Origin of the sequence: Paenibacillus sp. p3-SID1389 (assembly GCF_025151705.1) — a bacterium.
In the GTDB taxonomy this organism is placed as follows: domain Bacteria; phylum Bacillota; class Bacilli; order Paenibacillales; family Paenibacillaceae; genus Fontibacillus; species Fontibacillus phoenicis.
Map to the genome: position 1 here is coordinate 19611 of NZ_JALXVO010000031.1, position 17714 is coordinate 37324.

General features: G+C 54.0%; 17 protein-coding genes. 15 read left to right on the forward strand and 2 right to left on the reverse strand.

From position 1 onward, the window contains the following. Positions 1 to 7: 7 nt before the first annotated feature. From M3G15_RS13565 to rnc, 6 genes are all read left to right on the forward strand, one after another. The gene (locus tag M3G15_RS13565; protein ID WP_016312477.1) at positions 8 to 997 is read left to right on the forward strand and encodes a beta-ketoacyl-ACP synthase III; all 990 of its coding nucleotides are present in this window, start codon (positions 8 to 10) and stop codon (positions 995 to 997) included. 74 nt (positions 998 to 1071) lie between these two features. Further along, complete coding sequence (gene fabD, locus M3G15_RS13570; RefSeq protein ID WP_260071223.1) at positions 1072 to 2010, forward strand: ACP S-malonyltransferase; 939 nt, start codon at positions 1072 to 1074, stop codon at positions 2008 to 2010. A gap of 136 nt (positions 2011 to 2146) precedes the next feature. Beyond that, positions 2147 to 2896 (forward strand): 3-oxoacyl-ACP reductase FabG, encoded by a 750-nt coding sequence (gene fabG / locus M3G15_RS13575; RefSeq protein WP_009222967.1) that lies wholly within the window; start codon positions 2147 to 2149, stop codon positions 2894 to 2896. Positions 2897 to 2967: 71 nt separating this feature from the next. After that, the gene (acpP, locus tag M3G15_RS13580; protein ID WP_009222968.1) at positions 2968 to 3201 is read left to right on the forward strand and encodes an acyl carrier protein; all 234 of its coding nucleotides are present in this window, start codon (positions 2968 to 2970) and stop codon (positions 3199 to 3201) included. 129 nt (positions 3202 to 3330) lie between these two features. Then, complete coding sequence (gene fabF, locus M3G15_RS13585; protein WP_260071224.1) at positions 3331 to 4569, forward strand: beta-ketoacyl-ACP synthase II; 1239 nt, start codon at positions 3331 to 3333, stop codon at positions 4567 to 4569. Positions 4570 to 4582: 13 nt separating this feature from the next. Then, positions 4583 to 5287 (forward strand): ribonuclease III, encoded by a 705-nt coding sequence (gene rnc / locus M3G15_RS13590; protein WP_260071225.1) that lies wholly within the window; start codon positions 4583 to 4585, stop codon positions 5285 to 5287. Positions 5288 to 5643: 356 nt separating this feature from the next. Here the strand turns inward: rnc and M3G15_RS13595 are convergent, their stop codons facing one another. Further along, the gene (locus M3G15_RS13595; protein ID WP_260071226.1) at positions 5644 to 7056 is read right to left on the reverse strand and encodes a serine hydrolase domain-containing protein; all 1413 of its coding nucleotides are present in this window, start codon (positions 7054 to 7056) and stop codon (positions 5644 to 5646) included. A gap of 179 nt (positions 7057 to 7235) precedes the next feature. On the opposite strand from M3G15_RS13595, the gene smc reads away from it, so the two are divergent. The 9 genes from smc to trmD all read left to right on the forward strand — a co-directional run bounded on the left by smc (position 7236) and on the right by trmD (position 16745). Further along, a complete protein-coding gene (gene smc / locus M3G15_RS13600; RefSeq protein WP_260071227.1) occupies positions 7236 to 10808 on the forward strand; it encodes a chromosome segregation protein SMC in 3573 nt (1190 codons plus the stop codon). A 167-nt stretch (positions 10809 to 10975) separates the two neighbouring features. Further along, entirely contained in the window at positions 10976 to 11983 is a 1008-nt protein-coding gene (gene ftsY / locus M3G15_RS13605) for a signal recognition particle-docking protein FtsY (RefSeq protein WP_260071228.1), read from the forward strand. A gap of 103 nt (positions 11984 to 12086) precedes the next feature. Further along, the gene (gene trhA / locus M3G15_RS13610) at positions 12087 to 12734 is read left to right on the forward strand and encodes a PAQR family membrane homeostasis protein TrhA (RefSeq protein WP_009222974.1); all 648 of its coding nucleotides are present in this window, start codon (positions 12087 to 12089) and stop codon (positions 12732 to 12734) included. A gap of 182 nt (positions 12735 to 12916) precedes the next feature. Beyond that, the gene (locus tag M3G15_RS13615) at positions 12917 to 13270 is read left to right on the forward strand and encodes a putative DNA-binding protein (protein ID WP_009222975.1); all 354 of its coding nucleotides are present in this window, start codon (positions 12917 to 12919) and stop codon (positions 13268 to 13270) included. Positions 13271 to 13321: 51 nt separating this feature from the next. Further along, positions 13322 to 14698, forward strand: coding sequence for a signal recognition particle protein (gene ffh, locus M3G15_RS13620; RefSeq protein ID WP_009222976.1), 1377 nt, complete (start codon positions 13322 to 13324; stop codon positions 14696 to 14698). A gap of 38 nt (positions 14699 to 14736) precedes the next feature. Next, entirely contained in the window at positions 14737 to 15009 is a 273-nt protein-coding gene (gene rpsP, locus M3G15_RS13625) for a 30S ribosomal protein S16 (protein ID WP_009222977.1), read from the forward strand. A gap of 22 nt (positions 15010 to 15031) precedes the next feature. Further along, positions 15032 to 15262, forward strand: a complete 231-nt coding sequence (locus M3G15_RS13630; RefSeq protein WP_009222978.1) for a KH domain-containing protein — start codon at positions 15032 to 15034, stop codon at positions 15260 to 15262. Positions 15263 to 15400: 138 nt separating this feature from the next. Then, positions 15401 to 15919 (forward strand): ribosome maturation factor RimM, encoded by a 519-nt coding sequence (rimM, locus tag M3G15_RS13635; RefSeq protein WP_009222979.1) that lies wholly within the window; start codon positions 15401 to 15403, stop codon positions 15917 to 15919. 1 nt (position 15920) lies between these two features. Further along, positions 15921 to 16745 (forward strand): tRNA (guanosine(37)-N1)-methyltransferase TrmD, encoded by an 825-nt coding sequence (gene trmD / locus M3G15_RS13640; RefSeq protein WP_260071229.1) that lies wholly within the window; start codon positions 15921 to 15923, stop codon positions 16743 to 16745. Here trmD and M3G15_RS13645 read toward each other — a convergent pair. Then, positions 16720 to 17646 carry a polysaccharide deacetylase family protein gene (locus tag M3G15_RS13645; protein WP_260071230.1) on the reverse strand — a complete coding sequence of 309 codons (927 nt, stop codon included), beginning with the start codon at positions 17644 to 17646 and terminating at the stop codon, positions 16720 to 16722. The two genes, trmD and M3G15_RS13645, sit on opposite strands and share 26 nt — an antisense overlap. Positions 17647 to 17714 lie beyond the last annotated feature (68 nt).

A 17714-nucleotide genomic window follows, 5' to 3' on the forward strand; every position in this document is an offset into this window, starting at 1 on the left:
GAGGATCGTGACAAAATTACGTTCGGTTGGAATTATCGGGACCGGGAAGTACGTTCCGGAAAAGGTGCTGACGAATGCCGATTTGGAGAAAATCGTAGATACGAATGACGAATGGATCGTTTCGCGTACAGGAATTAAAGAACGGCATATCGCCGCACCGGACCAAGCGTCCTCCGACTTGGCTTATGAAGCGGCCGTTCGGGCGTTGGATTCCGCGGGTTTGAAAGCGGAAGAGCTGGATTTGATCATTGTGGCAACGATCACCCCGGACATGGCGTTTCCTTCGACCGCTTGCATTTTGCAGGACAAGCTCGGTGCGAAGAAAGCGGCTGCCTTTGATTTATCCGCCGCTTGTTCAGGGTTTGTTTACGGAATGGCCACGGCGAACGGATTTATTCAGACTGGAATGTACCGGAATGCACTGGTGATCGGTGTGGATACCTTGTCCCGCATCACGGACTATACGGACCGGAACACTTGTGTTCTGTTTGGGGATGGGGCCGGGGCTGTCGTGCTCGGCGAGGTGCCGGAAGGCCGCGGATTCTTGTCCTTTGATCTCGGCGCGGAAGGGGCCGGCGGCGAGTTGCTGAAGCTCGAAGCGGGCGGTTCTCGCCTTCCTGCTTCGGAGGCGACCGTGGCGGATCGCAAGCATTACATTTATATGAATGGCCGCGAGGTGTTCAAGTTTGCCGTACGCGTGATGGGAACGGCAACCGAAGAAGTGCTTCGCAAAGCAGGGAAGACCAAAGAGGACATCGATCTCTTCGTCCCTCACCAGGCGAATATCCGAATCATCCAATCGGCGAGAGAGCGTCTGAATTTGCCGGAAGAGAAGTGCGTGATCAATGTGGATAAATACGCCAACACTTCGGCAGCTTCGATTCCGCTGGCTCTGGTTGAAGCAGCAGAGGATGGACGCATGAAGGAAGGCGACACCATCCTGCTCGTTGGCTTCGGAGGCGGACTAACCTGGGGAGCATCCGTGCTCGTGTGGTAATCTAGGCGATCGCCATTCGGATACGCGAGGATGGATGGTCATTCACCGGACTTTTACGATAGGGAGTGCACAGGATGGGCAAAATCGCTTTTGTTTTTCCGGGACAGGGTTCCCAAAGCGTTGGAATGGGCAAGGATATATATGACGCGCTGCCGGAAGCACGGGCGCGGTTCGAAACTGCAGATGAGCAGCTGGGCTTCAAGCTCACCGATCTGATCTTCGGCGGACCGGACACGGAGCTGAAGCAGACGGCCAATACACAGCCGGCGCTCTTGACGACTAGCGTGGCGCTATATGAGGCATTTGCCGCCAAAGGCGTTCAACCGGATTATGTTGCCGGTCACAGTCTAGGCGAATACAGCGCGCTGACCGCAGCCGGTGTTCTTCACTTTGAAGATGCCGTGAAGCTTGTTCGGGCGCGCGGCGAATTTATGGAGCAAGCGGTGCCGGGCGGGCAAGGCGCGATGGCAGCCGTCCTTGGCGGCGAGCGTGACGCACTTGCTAAGCTGTGCGCCGACATTACTGCTGGCGGTGCGCTGGTTGAGCTGGCGAATGTGAACTGCCCTGGGCAGATTGTGGTCTCGGGAAGCCGAGAAGGGGTTGACCTCGTCATTGAGCGGGTGAAGGAAATCGGGGCCAAACGGGCGATTCCCCTGGAGGTCAGCGGACCGTTCCACTCTTCTTTGATGAAGACGGCTGCGGAACGGCTGGGCGAACGGCTGGCCGCTGCTTCGTTCAGCGATGCCAAGGTGCCGGTTGTCGCTAATGTGACGGCTCGTCCCGTACAAAGCGGGGCAGAGATTGCCGAATTGCTGGTTCGTCAAGTTTATTCTCCTGTGCTTTGGGAGGATAGCGTGAGTTGGCTCCTTTCCCAAGGCGTGGATACGTTCGTAGAGATCGGGCCTGGCAGCGTCTTAACCGGATTAATCAAAAAAATCGATAAATCGGCGCGGCTGTTTAACGTTAGCGGATTGGACAGCCTGGAACAAACGGCTGCAGCTTTAACCGAATAGGCCGATTTAGCCTTAGGTTTTACCATCGCCGCAAAGGTGCCGCTTGGCGCAAAGAATGGCGATAGGATCATAGAGGCAATCTAGAGCTTTGATTTTTAAATGCTTCGCATAGGTTAGGCGAAAGGAGATGAACCGTATGAGCAAACCGCTGCAAGGGAAAACCGCTTTGGTCACGGGGGCTTCACGTGGAATTGGCCGCAGCATTGCGCTTGCTTTGGCCGAGGCGGGAGCTGACGTTGTTGTAAACTATGCGGGGAATGAAGAAGCCGCCGCCCGCGTCGTTTCCGAAATCGAGGCGCTTGGTGTGAAATCCTACGCGGTTAAAGCGCATGTAGGCAGCAGCGAGCAGTTCGAGGAAATGGTGAAATCCATGCTGGATGCGTGGGGCCGGATCGATATTCTCGTGAATAACGCAGGGATTACAAGAGATAATTTAATTATGCGCATGAAGGAAGAAGAATTTGATCAAGTCATCGAGACGAATCTCAAAGGCGTATTTAACGGCATCAAAGCCGTGACCCGCCCGATGATGAAGCAGCGCTCGGGACGAATTATCAATATCTCTTCGGTGGTCGGCGTGCTCGGCAATGCGGGTCAGGCGAACTATGTCGCCGCCAAAGCCGGGGTTATTGGCTTGACCAAATCATCGGCGCGCGAGCTGGCTTCGCGCGGGATCACCGTGAATTGCGTCGCCCCCGGGTTTATCGATACCGATATGACGGGCGAGCTTCCGGAGGAGTATCGCCAGAAGCTGCTGGCGGATATCCCATTGGCCCGCTTGGGACAACCTGAGGAGATCGCCAGCGTGGTTCTGTTCCTCGCCTCGGACAGCGCGGCATATATGACCGGTCAAACGCTGCACGTAGACGGCGGAATGTATATGTAAAAATCACGCCTTTCGCTTCTATGGCATTTTAACTTCAAATCTCTTATAATACCAAAGAGGAGGTGAACCGGATGTCCGATATCTTGGATCGCGTAAAACGCATTGTAGTGGATCGCCTCGGCGCTGATGAAGCCGAAGTGACGCTGGAAGCGTCTTTCAAAGACGACTTGGGTGCGGATTCGCTTGACGTAGTTGAGTTGGTCATGGAATTGGAAGATGAATTCGATCTGGAAATTTCCGACGAAGATGCAGAGAAGATTACGACTGTAGGTGAAGTTGTAAACTACATACAATCTCATACCTAATGTCATCCAAAAGTCCCGTACCTCCTACATAGCAGGCGGGACTTCTCCTCATCTTCAGCTTCTGCAAGCATTCGTGCTTAAGAACTTAGAATGATTAGTACACATGAAGTCCATACGAGGTGAATGTGTTTGAAGCATAGAGTAGTAGTCACAGGAATGGGGGTCGTGACGGCGCTAGGACAAGACCTCGATACGCTATGGAATAACCTTGTTCAGGGGAAATCCGGCGTTTCGAGAATCGAAGCGTTTGATGTCAGCGAATACCCGACGCAAATTGCCGCCTCCGTGAAAGATTTTAATCCAGAGGATTATGTGGATCGGAAGGAAGCGCGGAAGATGGACCGCTTCGTGCAATTTGCAGCCGCTGCGGCAATCAGCGCCATGAAAGACAGCGGACTCACCATCGGTGAGACGGCCGATCCGGAACGGGTTGGCGTTATGATTGGTTCGGGGATCGGCGGTCTTGGAACTTGGGAAGACCAGCACAATATTTTGCTGGAGAAAGGTCCAAAACGCGTCAGCCCATTTTTTATTCCTATGATGATTGCCAATATGGCCTCGGGCCATGTATCGATCATGTTTGGAGCGAAGGGTCCGAACACGACGGCGGTAACTGCGTGCGCGACCGGAACTCATTCCATCGGCGATTCGTACAAGCTTATCCAGCGGGGTGATGCCGATGTGATGATTTGCGGAGGCGCGGAAGCAACGATCCGTCCGACCGGTATGGCGGGATTCTGCTCGATGCGGGCGATGTCGACCCGCAACGACGAACCGGAGAAAGCCAGCCGGCCGTTTGATCTGGAACGAGATGGCTTTGTCATGGGCGAAGGCGCCGGGATTCTGATTCTGGAATCACTGGAGCATGCACAGAAGCGCGGTGCTAAAATCTACGGTGAAGTTATCGGCTACGGCTTGAGCGGGGACGCTCACCATATGACGGAGCCGGATCCCAACGGACCGGAACGCTGCATGAAGATGGCGATCCGCGATGCCGGGATTGCGCCGGAAGAAGTGGATTATATCAATGCCCACGGGACATCGACCCCGGTTGGCGACCGCTCGGAGACGATTGCGATCAAACGTGCGTTTGGAGACCATGCTTATAAATTGGCGGTCAGCTCGACGAAATCGATGACCGGCCACTTGCTTGGGGCTGCCGGCGGGGTGGAAGGCGTCATTTGCGGGCTCACCTTGAAGCATGGCATCATTCCGCCAACGATCAACTTGGAGCATCCGGATCCGGAATGTGATCTGGACTACGTTCCGAACGAAGCCAGACGTGCGGATGTCCGCGTCGCGATGTCCAACTCGTTTGGATTCGGTGGACACAATGCCACGATCATCATGAAGAAATACGAAGCATAAGGGGTTAAGTCCGGTGAATGGAGATCTGAAGCAGTTACAGCAAAAACTTGAACTGGTATTCCAAAATCGGCAGCTTCTGAAACAAGCCTTCACTCATGCGTCATACGTGAATGAGCATCGCTTCAGTCAATATGAGGATAACGAACGGCTGGAGTTCTTGGGCGATGCCGTTCTCGAATTGACCGTTTCGGAGCATTTATATCGGTTATTCCCGGATCGTCCTGAAGGCGAGCTGACCAAATTGCGCGCCGCGATCGTCTGTGAACCGTCGCTCGTGAAATTCGCCGAAAACCTGGAGTTTGGAAAATACGTCCTGCTAGGCAAAGGCGAGGAGTTGACGGGTGGGCGAACTCGTCCTGCTCTGCTCGCGGATGTGTTCGAATCCTTTATTGGCGCTTTGTACTTGGACCAGGGCCTGGAAGCAGTTACTGCGTTCCTTCATCGCCATGTATTCCCTAAATTGACCCTTGATGGCAAGCTGTCAACCGGCGACTTCAAGACGGAGCTGCAGGAATTGACGCAGCATCATGGCATGGGCACATTGGAATACCGGATCATTGAAGAACGGGGACCGGCCCATGAGCGCGAATTCGTTGCGGAGGTCCGCATGGATGGGCGTCCGCTTGGCCAGGGTACTGGCAGATCCAAGAAGGAAGCCGAGCAGCAGGCCGCCGCCGTGGCATTGGAGTTGCTTAAGAGCTCTGAGCTTGGCGGTTAACCAAGTCATTTTGAAACAAAAAAGGTCGTCCCTGTCACTTGAAGCTCAAGCGGGGGACGACCTTTATTCATATCCACTGCCTTCCGAAAGTCTGTAACGCTGACCACAGTTGTTATTTGTAGTGAAACGTGAAGTTGAAAGATGTAACGCTTGTAGGAGAGCTTATTAAGCGATTTCTCCTTAAAAAAACGGGGTTTCACAGAAAATAAGCATGCTGATCAGCGTTAGATAATGGAACGTGTGCATTTTGCCCAAATAAGCATCCTGGTAAGCGTTAGAGCATATGCGATGCGAGTACGGGTACTTAAAGACGGATACTTATTCAGTACAGGGATGCCGTAACGATTCAACAAAGCTTAAGGCAGCCGCTTTCTGAGCTCGGTCATCAGCGTCAACGTATCCATGCCGGCGTGGTTGCCGAGCAGGATGATCGTATACCCGCCGCCGAGCTCCCGGGACATGCCGGTGGCGTAGCCGGTACCGCTGCCATTGTGGAAGACGCGTGTTGTCCCGTTTTCCTGCTGAATCATCCAGCCGTAGCCGTAATTTTTCTCAGAATACGGGGTGAACATTTGGTCGATCGACGCTTGGCTAAGTACGCGTTCCGTTTCAAATGAGGCGATCCACTTCAACATGTCGTTGGCAGTGGAATATAACGTGCCGGTCCCGGATTGTGAGATATAAGGGCCGGCCGGCGCCCAGAGTTGGTCCCCGGCACTAACGTAGCCCTGAAGGACCGGAATCGAGGGCGTCGCTTCGCCGGTGTCTTTTAAACCCAGCGGCTCCCAAATGCTCTGCTTCAGATATTCCCCATAACTCATCCCCGAGGCTTTCTCGATGATCCCTGCCAGCACGACATAACCGCTGTTGCTGTACATAAATTTGCTGCCCGGTTCACTCAGCAGCGGTTTGGAGCGGATCGCTTCGATGGTATCTTGCAAGGACAGGCCCGCAACACGTGGAAAGTTGGGGTTGATGCCGGACAGGTGGGATAGCAGCAGGTGAATAGTAATCCGATCCCCACTAGGAAAACCGGGGAAATACGACTCTAATGTATCGTCTAGGTGAAGCTTTCCCTCCTCCGCGAGCTTCATGACGGCCGCCGCCGTAAACGATTTGGTCAGCGATCCAATGCGCGACTTTTGATCGGCCCGGACGAGCTGGTTATCGCCGTCATATCCGTACCCTTTGCGCAGCAGGATCTGGTCACCTTTAGCAATCATTGCGATGCCGGAGTACTTCTGGGCTTGCAAATAGCGGTCAGCTACCTCGGTTTCCGAAGAACGGAATGTCGCTGCGTCCGGGGTCAAGGCAACGTGCATCGTTCCTGACATTGCCACGGCATCCACCTCAGCCTTCAGCACTTCGGCTAAAGCCCGCAAAGGCACCAAGGTGACGCCGCCTTGATCTAACGAATTTACGCCGATCCGGAGCGGGTTGCCGTTGACGCTGAACAGATCCGTCCCCGCGCGGTGCAGGATCGTGTCCCCGTGTACCCGAAGCTCGGCAGCACGTTTCGTAGTATTCCATCGTACTTCTGCACCCAGGTATTCCGCCGCTTCACGCAAAGGGGCATAGGTCACGCCGCGATAAATGAGGGGCTTGGTTGTCCAGGCAACGGATTGCCCCCCTACGGTCACAGTTACGGATTTCCCCGCCTGCGTCTGCGAAGCGGAAGCCACTGGCAGTCCCGGCGATCCGAGGGAAGCCGTCCCAAGGCATACAGATATCATGATGCCGGCCAGGCGGGAAAGTTTTTTTATGCTCATCAATGTTGCTCCTTTTACCGATATAAGAGGTTGGATTTTTTTCTATCACACTAGCAAAAAGTGCCTTAAATTTCAAGCGAATGAGAGAAGCGTCATGCCGCGCAATCTTCCGCGACGGATAGCCTGTCCTCCAGGGCTTGGGGTATGTTACAATAGTCGGTAGAGGTGATCGTGAACGTATGTTTTTGAAACGGATAGAGTTAGCGGGCTTCAAATCGTTCGCCGATAAGACGGAGATGGAATTCGTCCGCGGAATTACCGCCGTGGTTGGACCTAACGGCAGCGGTAAGAGTAACATCTCCGACGGGATCCGCTGGGTGCTCGGGGAGCAAAGCGCCAAGTCGCTGCGCGGCGGGAAGATGGAAGATATCATTTTTGCCGGCAGTGACGCGCGCAAGGCCGTGAATTACAGTGAGGTATCGCTGACGTTGGACAACACCGATCAAGCGTTGCCGCTTGACTTCAGCGAAGTGACGGTGACCCGGCGAGTCCATCGCAGCGGCGACAGTGAATACTTCATCAACAAGCAGCCCTGCAGGCTGAAGGATATCACCGAGCTGTTTATGGACACGGGGATCGGGAAGGAAGCGTACTCTATCATCGGGCAGGGCCGGATTGAGGAAATTTTGAGCACACGCTCGGAGGACCGCCGCGGCATTTTTGAAGAGGCTTCGGGGATTGTGAAATACAAGAGCCGCAAACGCGACGCCCGCCGCAAGCTGGATGAAACCGAGCAGAACCTGCTTCGCATCAACGACTTGGTGTCCGAGCTGGAGGATCAGATCGAGCCGCTGAAGGAGCAGTCGGAGAAAGCCCTGAAGTACAAGGAATTGCGTGAGCAATTAAAAAATAAAGAAATTTCGCTATATGTGCATCAGATCGAGCAAATCCATGAATCGTGGAGCGAGGCCAACGCCAAGCTGGCCAAACTGCAGGAGGAGCAGCTGGCGCTGTCGACCGTTGTTTCCGCGCATGATGCCAAATTGGAGAGCGACCGGCTGGCCCTTCGTCAGGTTGAGGATCAAATCGAACTGCTGCAAAGTCAGCTGCTCGAATACAGCGAAAGCTACGAGAAAAGCGAAGGCTACGGCGAAGTGCTGAAGGAACGCGCTAAAAATCTGACTCAAAATCGCGAGCAGCTGCTTCAATCGCTGGAGATTAGTGAAGAGCGGTTCGCCCAGCGGCAGCAGGAAAAGGAGCAGCTGGCAGCCAAATTCGCCGCAGCGGAGCAGCAGCTTCATGAACTGCGTAATGAGCTGGCGGCCGAAGAGGCGAAGCTGATCGGGGTAACCGGCGGCATCAGCCAAGCGCAGGAGGACGGCCTGAAAGGCCAACTGCTGGACATCATGAACCAGATGGCGCAAGCGCGCAACGAGATCCATTATGCTGAACAGCAGAAGGAAAGCGTGAAACGCCGGATGGAACGCGCGGAAGAGGAAGGCGTCAAATGGACGGAGGAGCTGGAACGGCTCAAAGCGCGCAAGGCTGAACTGGAGAAGGTGCTAGACAAGCTGGGCAAAGAGATTGCCGATTTGCGCGGACAGTACATCCAGGAAAGCGAACGCGTGAATTCGCTGCAGAAGCTTGTGGAAGAAAGCCAAAGCAACATCCGCAAATGGGAACAGAAGCGCGAAGCGTTGGTTTCCCGCCGCGACACGATGAAGGAGATGGAGGACGACTACGACGGGTTTGTCTTGGGCGTTAAGGAAGTGCTCAAGGCGGCCAAACGGTCGACGTTGTCCGGTGTCCACGGTGCTGTCGCGGAGCTGATTCGGGTGCCGGAGAAGCTTGAAGTCGCCGTAGAGACGGCGCTAGGCGCTGCGATGCAGCATATCGTCATGGAAAACGAAGCGGTGTCGCGGCAGGCGATCGCCTTTCTGAAGCAGCGGCAGCTGGGCCGGGCGACCTTCCTTCCGCTCGACGTAATTCGTCCGCGCCAGATTTCCGCAGCGGACAAACGTCTACTGGAGGAAGCGGACGGATTCATCGGCATTGGAGCCGATCTGGTGGGCTACGAGCCGAGGTATGAGAACATTGTCGGCAGCTTGCTCGGTAATGTCGTCTTTGCCAGCGATCTGGAGCGGGCGAACAAAATGGCCGCACGGCTGCAATACCGCTTCCGGATCGTGACGCTGGAAGGCGATGTCGTGAATGCCGGCGGTTCGATGACCGGGGGCAGCCAGCATCGCAAGAACAGCAACCTGCTGGGGCGTAAACGCCAGCTCGACCAGCTTGCCGGCGATATTCGCGAAAGCGAGGAAATGCTGGACAAGCTGCGCAAAGGGTTGGCAGACGTACGCAGTCAGCTGGCCAAGGCCGAAAGCGAGTTAACGCGACTGCGGGAAGCCGGCGATGCCAAACGGGTAGAGGAGCAAGAATGCGCCGGTGATTTGAAACAGATCGACCACGAATGGCGCCGTGTCTCCGAGCATTTTGAGCTCTATGGCCAGGAGAAAGGCCACTACCTGAAAGAGCTCGAGGAGCTTGAAGCGACGAAGACCGCGGCGGAAGCGCGACTCGTTGAGCTGGAGAAAGAAGAGCAAACGGTGCAGCAGTCGATCCGGGCAGCCGAGTTCGCGCGTAAAGCTAGCGAATCGGCCAAGGAGGAGCTGCAGGATTTGCTGACCGGGCTCAAGGTCCGGGAAGGCAAGCTGGATCAGGAATGCCAGTCGCTGCGTGAGCAGCTGCGCCGCGCGGAGGAAGAGTTCAAGGTGCAGGAGCGTGAGCTGGGGCAGACCCGCACGATCCTGCAGTCGATTGAAGCGGACCTGAAGCAAAACGAGGAGCAGACCGTGAAGCAACGGGAAGAGCTCAACGACTTTAAGCTGAAGAAGGAACGGGCCAGCGAACAGCTGGAGCTGGAACGCGCTTCGCGCGCCGTGCTTGTGAAGAAGCTGGAGGAAGGCGAAAGCGAAACGAAAGAGCAGCGGCTTGGGCTCAAGGCCGTAGAGGAGCAGCTGCGCCAGACAGAAATCCAGGCGAACCGCCTCGACGTGGAGCTGGATAACATTCTGCGCAAGCTGTCTGAGGATTACGAGCTGAGCTACGAGCTGGCGAAGCAGCGTTACGCCGTGCCGGAGGATGTGCCGCAGACCCAGGCCGACGTGAAGGAGCTGAAGCGGCAGATCACGTTGCTTGGGGAAGTGAATCTCGGCGCGATCGAGGAATACAACCGCGTGTCGGAACGTTATCAGTTCCTCAGCGAGCAGAAGAATGATCTCGTCGAAGCGAAAACGACGTTGTACCAGGTAATCCGCGAAATGGACGAGGAGATGTCCAAACGCTTCAAAACGACGTTTGACGCCATTCGCCGCGAATTTGTGATCGTCTTCTCGAAGCTGTTCGGCGGCGGGCGGGCGGATTTGATCTTGGTCGATCCGGACAACCTGCTGGACACAGGGATCGATGTGGTGGCTCAGCCGCCGGGCAAGAAGCTGCAAAACCTGCAGCTGCTCTCCGGCGGGGAGCGGGCATTAACAGCGATGGCGCTGCTGTTTGCGATTTTGCAGGTGAAGCCGGTGCCGTTCTGCGTGCTCGACGAGGTCGAGGCGGCGCTGGACGAAGCCAACGTGGTCCGTTTTGCCCAGTACTTGCGCGAATTTTCGGAGCAAACCCAGTTTATCGTGGTGACTCACCGCAAAGGCACGATGGAAGAAGCCGACGTGCTGTACGGGGTGACCATGGAGGAAGGCGGCGTGTCCAAGCTCGTTTCGGTGAAGCTGGAGGACGAAGATACGGTCGAAATCGCTTAAGCCAACAGAACATTCTCAAATACAATTTACGGTGGCTTGGGGGTCAAGACGACAGCTTGGCTCTCCTGCCACGTTTTTGTGTTTACGCGGTCTGGGGCGGAAAATTGCTTAGGCCCCCTGCGGTATGAGATAATTGAGTTCGAAGTGATGAAGGAGGACATATTCCTATGAGTTTCTTTAAGAAACTGAGAGAAAGCATTGCATCTAAAACGGAATCCGTAACGAAACAGTTCCGGGACGGGCTGGAGAAAAGCCGGAAAGGCTTTGTTGAAAAAGTGACAGAGCTCGTAACCCGGCGCAAAAAAATCGATGAGGAATTTTTCGAAGAGCTGGAGGAAATTTTGATTGGCGCCGATGTTGGCGTGAACACCGTAATGAAGCTGATCGATGATCTGCGGGCCGAAGTGAAGCAGCGCCGGATCGAGAACGCCTCGGAGCTCCAGCCGCTGCTCTCCGAGAAGCTGACCCAGCTGCTGCGCGGGGATGAGGACAGCGAAATGCATTTGAACCCGGACGGGATCAGCGTCATTTTGTTCGTTGGCGTTAATGGGGTCGGTAAAACGACGACGATCGGTAAGTTGGCCCATTTCTATAAGCAACAGGGTAAGAAGGTCATCCTGGCTGCCGGCGACACCTTCCGTGCAGGGGCGATTGAGCAGCTCGAGGTTTGGGGCAATCGAGTTGGAGTGGATGTCATCAAGCAACAGGCCGGCTCTGATCCGGCAGCGGTGATGTTCGACGCGGTTCAAGCCGCCAAGCAGCGTGGGGCCGATATTCTGCTGTGCGATACCGCGGGACGGCTGCAGAACAAGTCGAACCTGATGGAGGAGCTGAACAAGATTTACCGCGTCATCCAGCGCGAAATTCCAGACGCTCCGCATGAGGTGCTGATGGTGCTTGATGCAACAACAGGGCAAAACGCGCTTAGCCAAGCCAAGCTGTTTGGCGAGAAGAGCGGCGTGACCGGTCTCGTGCTCACGAAGCTGGATGGCACGGCTAAAGGCGGTATTGTCATCGCCATCCGTCAAGAGCTCAGCCTTCCGGTGAAATTCGTTGGACTAGGCGAGAAGATGGAAGATCTCCAAAAATTCGATTCCGAGCAATTCGTGCATGGGTTGTTTGCCGGCTTGATTGCTGAGGAGGAAGAAGCTGAAGGGGAACCCAATGAGGCTTAATTGGGCAAGTCCCAGTAACACATTGCGGGGTTCCTTCGTATGATGCTCATAGGCAAACGCCCGGCAAGACAAACTAATCAAGAGAATTTTTGGAGGTGACAGGATGGCCAATACACATACGTATGACCGCCGTGAGGAAATTGCCAACGCGATCACTCACGGCATCGGCGCCTTGCTCAGTGTGGCAGGATTAGTGCTGTTGATCGTTTTTTCCAGCATGAAGGGCACAGCTTGGCACGTTGTCAGCTTTACAATATATGGTGCAAGCATGCTGCTGTTATACCTGTGCTCGACCCTCGTGCACAGCTTCAAGGAAGGGAAACTGAAGGATTTGTTCGAATTTTTCGACCATTCCTCGATTTACATTTACATCGCGGGGACGTATACCCCGTTTCTGCTGGTAGCCGTTAGGGGACCGCTCGGCTGGAGCCTGTTTGGCACCGTCTGGGGGATCGCGCTGCTTGGCGTTGTGTTTAAAGCCTTTTTCGTCAAAAGATTCCTGTTCCTATCGACGTTTTTCTACTTGATTATGGGCTGGTTAATCGTGATTGCCTGGGGACCGCTGACCGCGGCGATGCCGCATCAAGGGATCGTCCTGCTGGTTGCAGGCGGGCTGGCGTATACGCTGGGAACGATATTTTATGTCTGGCGCGGATTTCCTTATCACCATGCGATCTGGCATCTGTTCGTCCTCGGCGGCAGCGTAACGCATTTCTTTGCGATATTGCTGTATCTCTTGCCGAATCATTAAGAGAACTAGGCGTCAAGCCGCTTTCCGAAGCACTGGGAGCGGCTTTTTTGCATAGAACAGCGGCTTTGGCTATGTCCTGAACTGATGTTAAGGAAAAGTGCTTGACATCCATCTCGGCATTCGGTATCATAGGAAAAGTTGATGCCTGTAAAGTGTTTTTCCTTGACGGAGGGGGTGCCCAGATGAGTCAGGAGAATAGGCTTGAGAAGACAAACCGGATCAACCTTTTGTTTGACTTCTATGAAGCGCTGCTGACGGAGAAGCAGCAGACGTTCTTGAAATATTATTTTCTCGATGATTTCTCGCTGGGCGAAATTGCCGCTGAGTTCGAGATCAGCCGTCAGGCGGTATATGAGCATATCAAACGGGCTGAAGGCATGCTGGAAACGTACGAGGAGAAGCTGGGTCTGCTGAAGAAGCACGAAGCGCGGAGCCTCGTGTTGTCCCGGTTAGGGCAGCTGGTCGAAGACAGCGACATGTCCCCGTTACATAAAGAAACCGCAAGAAATTTGCTTCGCGAGGCGGAGCAATTGTAAGATGACAATAGGAATACGGAACGATTCTTATAGAGATGGAGGTGACGAGGTATGGCATTTGAAGGTTTGACAAGCCGTTTACAGAGCGTGTTCAGCAAGCTTCGCGGCAAGGGCAAAGTTTCCGAGGACGATGTGAACGAAGCGATGCGTGAGGTTCGCCTCGCGTTGCTGGAAGCGGACGTCAACTTTAAAGTCGTCAAGGAATTCATCGCCAAGGTGAAGGAGAAGGCGGTCGGCAAAGAGGTGATGGACAGCTTTACGCCGGGCATGGTCATCATCGATATCGTCAACAAAGAGCTGACCGAGCTGATGGGCGGAAGCCAAGCCAAGCTGGCTCGCAGCAATCGGCCGCCAACTGTCGTGATGATGGCGGGTCTGCAAGGGGCTGGGAAGACGACAACCTCGGCGAAGCTGGCCAAGCTGCTGCTGAAGGAGAATCACCGGCCGCTGCTGGTCGCAGGGGACATTTACCGTCCGGCGGCAATCAAGCAGCTGCAGGTGCTCGGCGAGCAGATCAAAGTGCCGGTGTTTACGTTGCCGGAGGGCAACAGCCCGGTTGAAATTGCCCGTCAGGCGCTGCAGCATGCGAAGGATAACGGCAACGACTATGTGTTGATCGATACCGCAGGCCGGCTGCATGTGGACGAAGAGCTGATGGAGGAGCTGCGGCAAATCCATGAAGTGACGAACCCGGACGAGGTCTTGCTCGTGGTGGACGCCATGACCGGTCAGGACGCGGTTAACGTTGCGGAGAGCTTCAATCAACAGCTGACGCTCACTGGCGTCGTGTTGACCAAGCTCGACGGCGATACCCGCGGCGGTGCGGCGTTGTCGGTTAAGGCCGTAACCGGCTGTCCGATCAAGTTTGCCGCGCTTGGCGAGAAGATCGATGCGCTGGAACCGTTCCATCCGGAACGGATGGCATCGCGGATTCTTGGCATGGGCGACATGCTGTCGCTGATTGAGAAAGCCCAAGCCAACATCGACGCGGAAAAAGCGAAGGAAATGGAACGGAAAATGCGCAATGCGGAGTTTACGTTCGAGGATTTCCTGGAGCAAATGGAGCAGGTGAAGAAGCTGGGCCCGCTGGATCAGCTCATGGACATGATCCCCGGCATGGGCAAGATGAAGCAGATGCAGAACGTCAAGGTGGACGAGAAGCAAATGAGCCGGGTAGAGGCCATCGTGCATTCGATGACCAAAGAGGAGAAGCAGAATCCCGATATGATCAATCACAGCCGGCGCAAACGGATCGCTGCAGGCAGCGGAACCACGCTCGCCGATGTCAACCGCTTGATCAAGCAATTTGACGAGATGCGCCGCGTGATGAAGCAGTTCTCCGACATGATGGGGCCGAAAGGCAAAGGCAACAAAATGTTAAAGCAATTAAGCAAGGCTGGCAAAGGGATGAGATTCCCTTTCCGTTAATCGATAGCAAGGTTCATTCTTAGAAGGAGGTGAATTTCGTGGCAGTTCGTATTCGTTTGAAACGTATTGGTGCTCATAAAGCTCCTTTCTACCGTATCGTGGTTTCGAATTCCCGTTCCCCGCGTGACGGTCGTTTTATCGAGGAGATTGGTTACTACAACCCGGTTGCTGAGCCGGCCGTAGTCAACATCGATGAAGAGAAAGCATTGAAATGGCTCCAAGACGGTGCACAAGCATCCGATACCGTTCGCAATCTGCTGAGCAAAGCAGGCGTTATGAAGAAATTCCATGAGCTTAGACAGCAGAAATAATTGCTGATTCGGAGGGTCGTAAATGGAACAATTAGTCGGCGTTATTGCGAAGGCTCTTGTTGATCATCCGGACGACGTGCGCGTAGATGTCGTGGAGAAGGACCACCTGATTGTGTATGAGCTTTCCGTACATCCCGACGATGTAGGGAAGGTTATTGGCAAGCAGGGGAGAATCGCCAAGGCGCTTCGCACCGTCGTAGCATCGGCAGCGGTCAAGATGGATAAGCGGGTCACCGTGGATATCATGTCTTGAACGGTAACTTCATAATGGTAGACGAAAGCGGGTTAGGATGTTTGTCCTAGCCCTTTTTCGTACATGCTGAAGCAGAAGGATCCTGGCAGTTAGGACAAGCTGCGAGTATGACGAGGAGATAGCACTTGGGAGGTTAATATGTCGGATTCATTGTTAACGGTAGGCAAAATCGTAAATACACACGGGATACGCGGGGAGCTTCGCGTGCTGTTGCAGACGGACTTTCCGGAGGTGCGCTTTGCTCCGAAAAGCCGGCTTCTGATCGTTCATCCCGAAACCGGGGAACGGCTGGAGGTCACCGTACAATCGGCGCGGCCTTACAAACAGATGTATATTGTCAAATTCGTCGAATTCTCCAACATCAACGATGTGGAAAGGTTCAAAGGCCGTGACTTGAAGGTGAGCAAGGCGGAATCGGTGGAGCTTCCGGAAAACGAATATTATTTCCATGAAATCATCGGCTGCAGAGTTGTTTCCGATGAGGGGGAAGAGTTAGGTGAAATCGTGGAGATTTTGCGGCCCGGCGCCAATGACGTTTGGGTGGCCAAGCTGCCAAACGGTAAACAGCTGCTGCTTCCGGTGATCGATGACGTTGTATTGGACGTCAACGTGAAGGAGAAAATCATTACAGTGCATATGATGGAAGGACTGTTGTAGGATGCGCGTGGATGTGTTGACCTTGTTTCCTGAAATGTTCGCCGGCGTATTTGGCAGCAGCATCCTCGGCAAAGCTCAGGACAAGGGCATTGTGTCATTCAACGCCATTAACTTCCGGGACTACGCGGGTAATAAACACGGGACTGTCGATGACACGCCTTATGGCGGCGGCGGAGGGATGGTGCTGAAGCCGGAACCGATTTTTCGTGCGGTTGAAGATTTGCTTGGACGGGAGGTTGATGGGGAAAACGGAGATACAGCGAAAGATCCGGCAGCTGCTGCAGAACCTGACCTGACGCCAAACCCTTCCGTTCGTCCACCGCGCATTATCCTGATGTGTCCGCAAGGCGAGACGTTTACGCAAAAGAAGGCGGAAGAATTGGCCCAGGAAGATCACCTGATCTTTATTTGCGGCCATTATGAAGGATACGACGAACGGATTCGCCAGCATTTGGTCACCGACGAGTTATCGATCGGCGATTATGTGCTGACCGGCGGCGAGCTGCCGGCGATGGTTGTCATCGACAGTGTGACGCGCCTGCTGCCCGGGGTGTTAGGCAATGAAACAAGCGCGGTCACCGATTCGTTTAGCACCGGACTGCTGGAATACCCGCATTACACACGTCCCGTTGAGTTTCGCGGCTGGAGAGTGCCGGATATTCTGCTCAGTGGACATCATGCCAATGTCGATGAATGGCGGCGCAAGGAAGCGTTACGGCGGACGTGGGAGCGACGCCCCGATCTGCTTGAGAAGGTGGAGTTATCCCCTAAGGACTTGCGCTGGCTGGAAGAAATCAAAGCTAATGCTCCGAAAGGGAAGGATTAAGTAACTTCTCCATGTCTGTGTCCGATGTGACCGTTAAGCGGTTTAAAGCCATTAACCGGTCACCGGGTTGAACAAAGCCCTGGCGAACGGTGAAAGCCATGCGGTAGCCGTTCTCCTGCAGCTCATAAATCATCTGTTGGGATTTCTCGCCATACGGGTAAGCAAAGTAAGGAGAGTCGACCCCATTTTCCTTCATCTTGTCGATATCGGCTTGGATCAACGTGGAGTCTAGCCCTGCGGATGCAGCAACCCCGCATTTTTGAAAGCCTTTGTAATGCAGATTGTACGTGTGGCTGTGAAACTCGAATACATCGCGCGCAGCATGGATTTCTTCCTTTGAAAGATACGTTTTCTTCGTGGGATCAAAGTTTTGGGTTTCTTCTTCGATTTTACTGCCGATGACAAAGATGGCTGCTTTAAATCCATAGGTTTTGAGAATCGGATAAGCGTAAATATAGTTATTTTGATAGCCGTCATCAAAGGTAATCACCACGCTCTTGGCCGGCAGGGAGATTTGTCCTCTGACGTATTGTTCAAGTTCGCTTAAAGAGGCGGTATAATACCCCTGCTCATGCAGATAGGCCATCTCTGCTTCAAAAGCCTCAAGATTGATGATGGATTTGTTGCCAGGCTCTTGATTGTATTGCTTCGGGGTTATGTAATGATACATCAGTACGGGCACTTGTGCGGCGGTGCCTGGGGCAACCGCAAAGTCCTTCGGCAGGGTGGGGTATTCCTCATGCTTCGCATGGCTTGAAGTAAACACCTTCGTTTTTACCATATCCCATGAGGTACAAGCCTTACGGGCCATTACCGTATTCGGATGGGTCACTGCGGCCGAATACACAAAAATCGAAATTGCTGCGAAAAATAGTACATACTTTGCTAATCTTCTTCTCATTTCTCCACAAACTCCTATTTTACTCTATTAAATCTATTTTATTCGCTCTCTCCAAAAAAGTGGTTACG

Bases quoted from the DNA above. Each gene is read 5' to 3' on its own strand.
- fabD (WP_260071223.1), top strand. From the start codon at position 1,072: ATGGGCAAAATCGCTTTTGTTTTTCCGGGACAGGGTTCCCAAAGCGTT.
- fabG (WP_009222967.1), top strand. From the start codon at position 2,147: ATGAGCAAACCGCTGCAAGGGAAAACCGCTTTGGTCACGGGGGCTTCA.
- acpP (WP_009222968.1), top strand. From the start codon at position 2,968: ATGTCCGATATCTTGGATCGCGTAAAACGCATTGTAGTGGATCGCCTC.
- M3G15_RS13595 (WP_260071226.1), bottom strand. From the start codon at position 7,056: ATGAGCATAAAAAAACTTTCCCGCCTGGCCGGCATCATGATATCTGTA.
- smc (WP_260071227.1), top strand. From the start codon at position 7,236: ATGTTTTTGAAACGGATAGAGTTAGCGGGCTTCAAATCGTTCGCCGAT.
- ftsY (WP_260071228.1), top strand. From the start codon at position 10,976: ATGAGTTTCTTTAAGAAACTGAGAGAAAGCATTGCATCTAAAACGGAA.
- trhA (WP_009222974.1), top strand. From the start codon at position 12,087: ATGGCCAATACACATACGTATGACCGCCGTGAGGAAATTGCCAACGCG.
- M3G15_RS13615 (WP_009222975.1), top strand. From the start codon at position 12,917: ATGAGTCAGGAGAATAGGCTTGAGAAGACAAACCGGATCAACCTTTTG.
- ffh (WP_009222976.1), top strand. From the start codon at position 13,322: ATGGCATTTGAAGGTTTGACAAGCCGTTTACAGAGCGTGTTCAGCAAG.
- M3G15_RS13630 (WP_009222978.1), top strand. From the start codon at position 15,032: ATGGAACAATTAGTCGGCGTTATTGCGAAGGCTCTTGTTGATCATCCG.
- rimM (WP_009222979.1), top strand. From the start codon at position 15,401: ATGTCGGATTCATTGTTAACGGTAGGCAAAATCGTAAATACACACGGG.
- trmD (WP_260071229.1), top strand. From the start codon at position 15,921: ATGCGCGTGGATGTGTTGACCTTGTTTCCTGAAATGTTCGCCGGCGTA.
- M3G15_RS13645 (WP_260071230.1), bottom strand. From the start codon at position 17,646: ATGAGAAGAAGATTAGCAAAGTATGTACTATTTTTCGCAGCAATTTCG.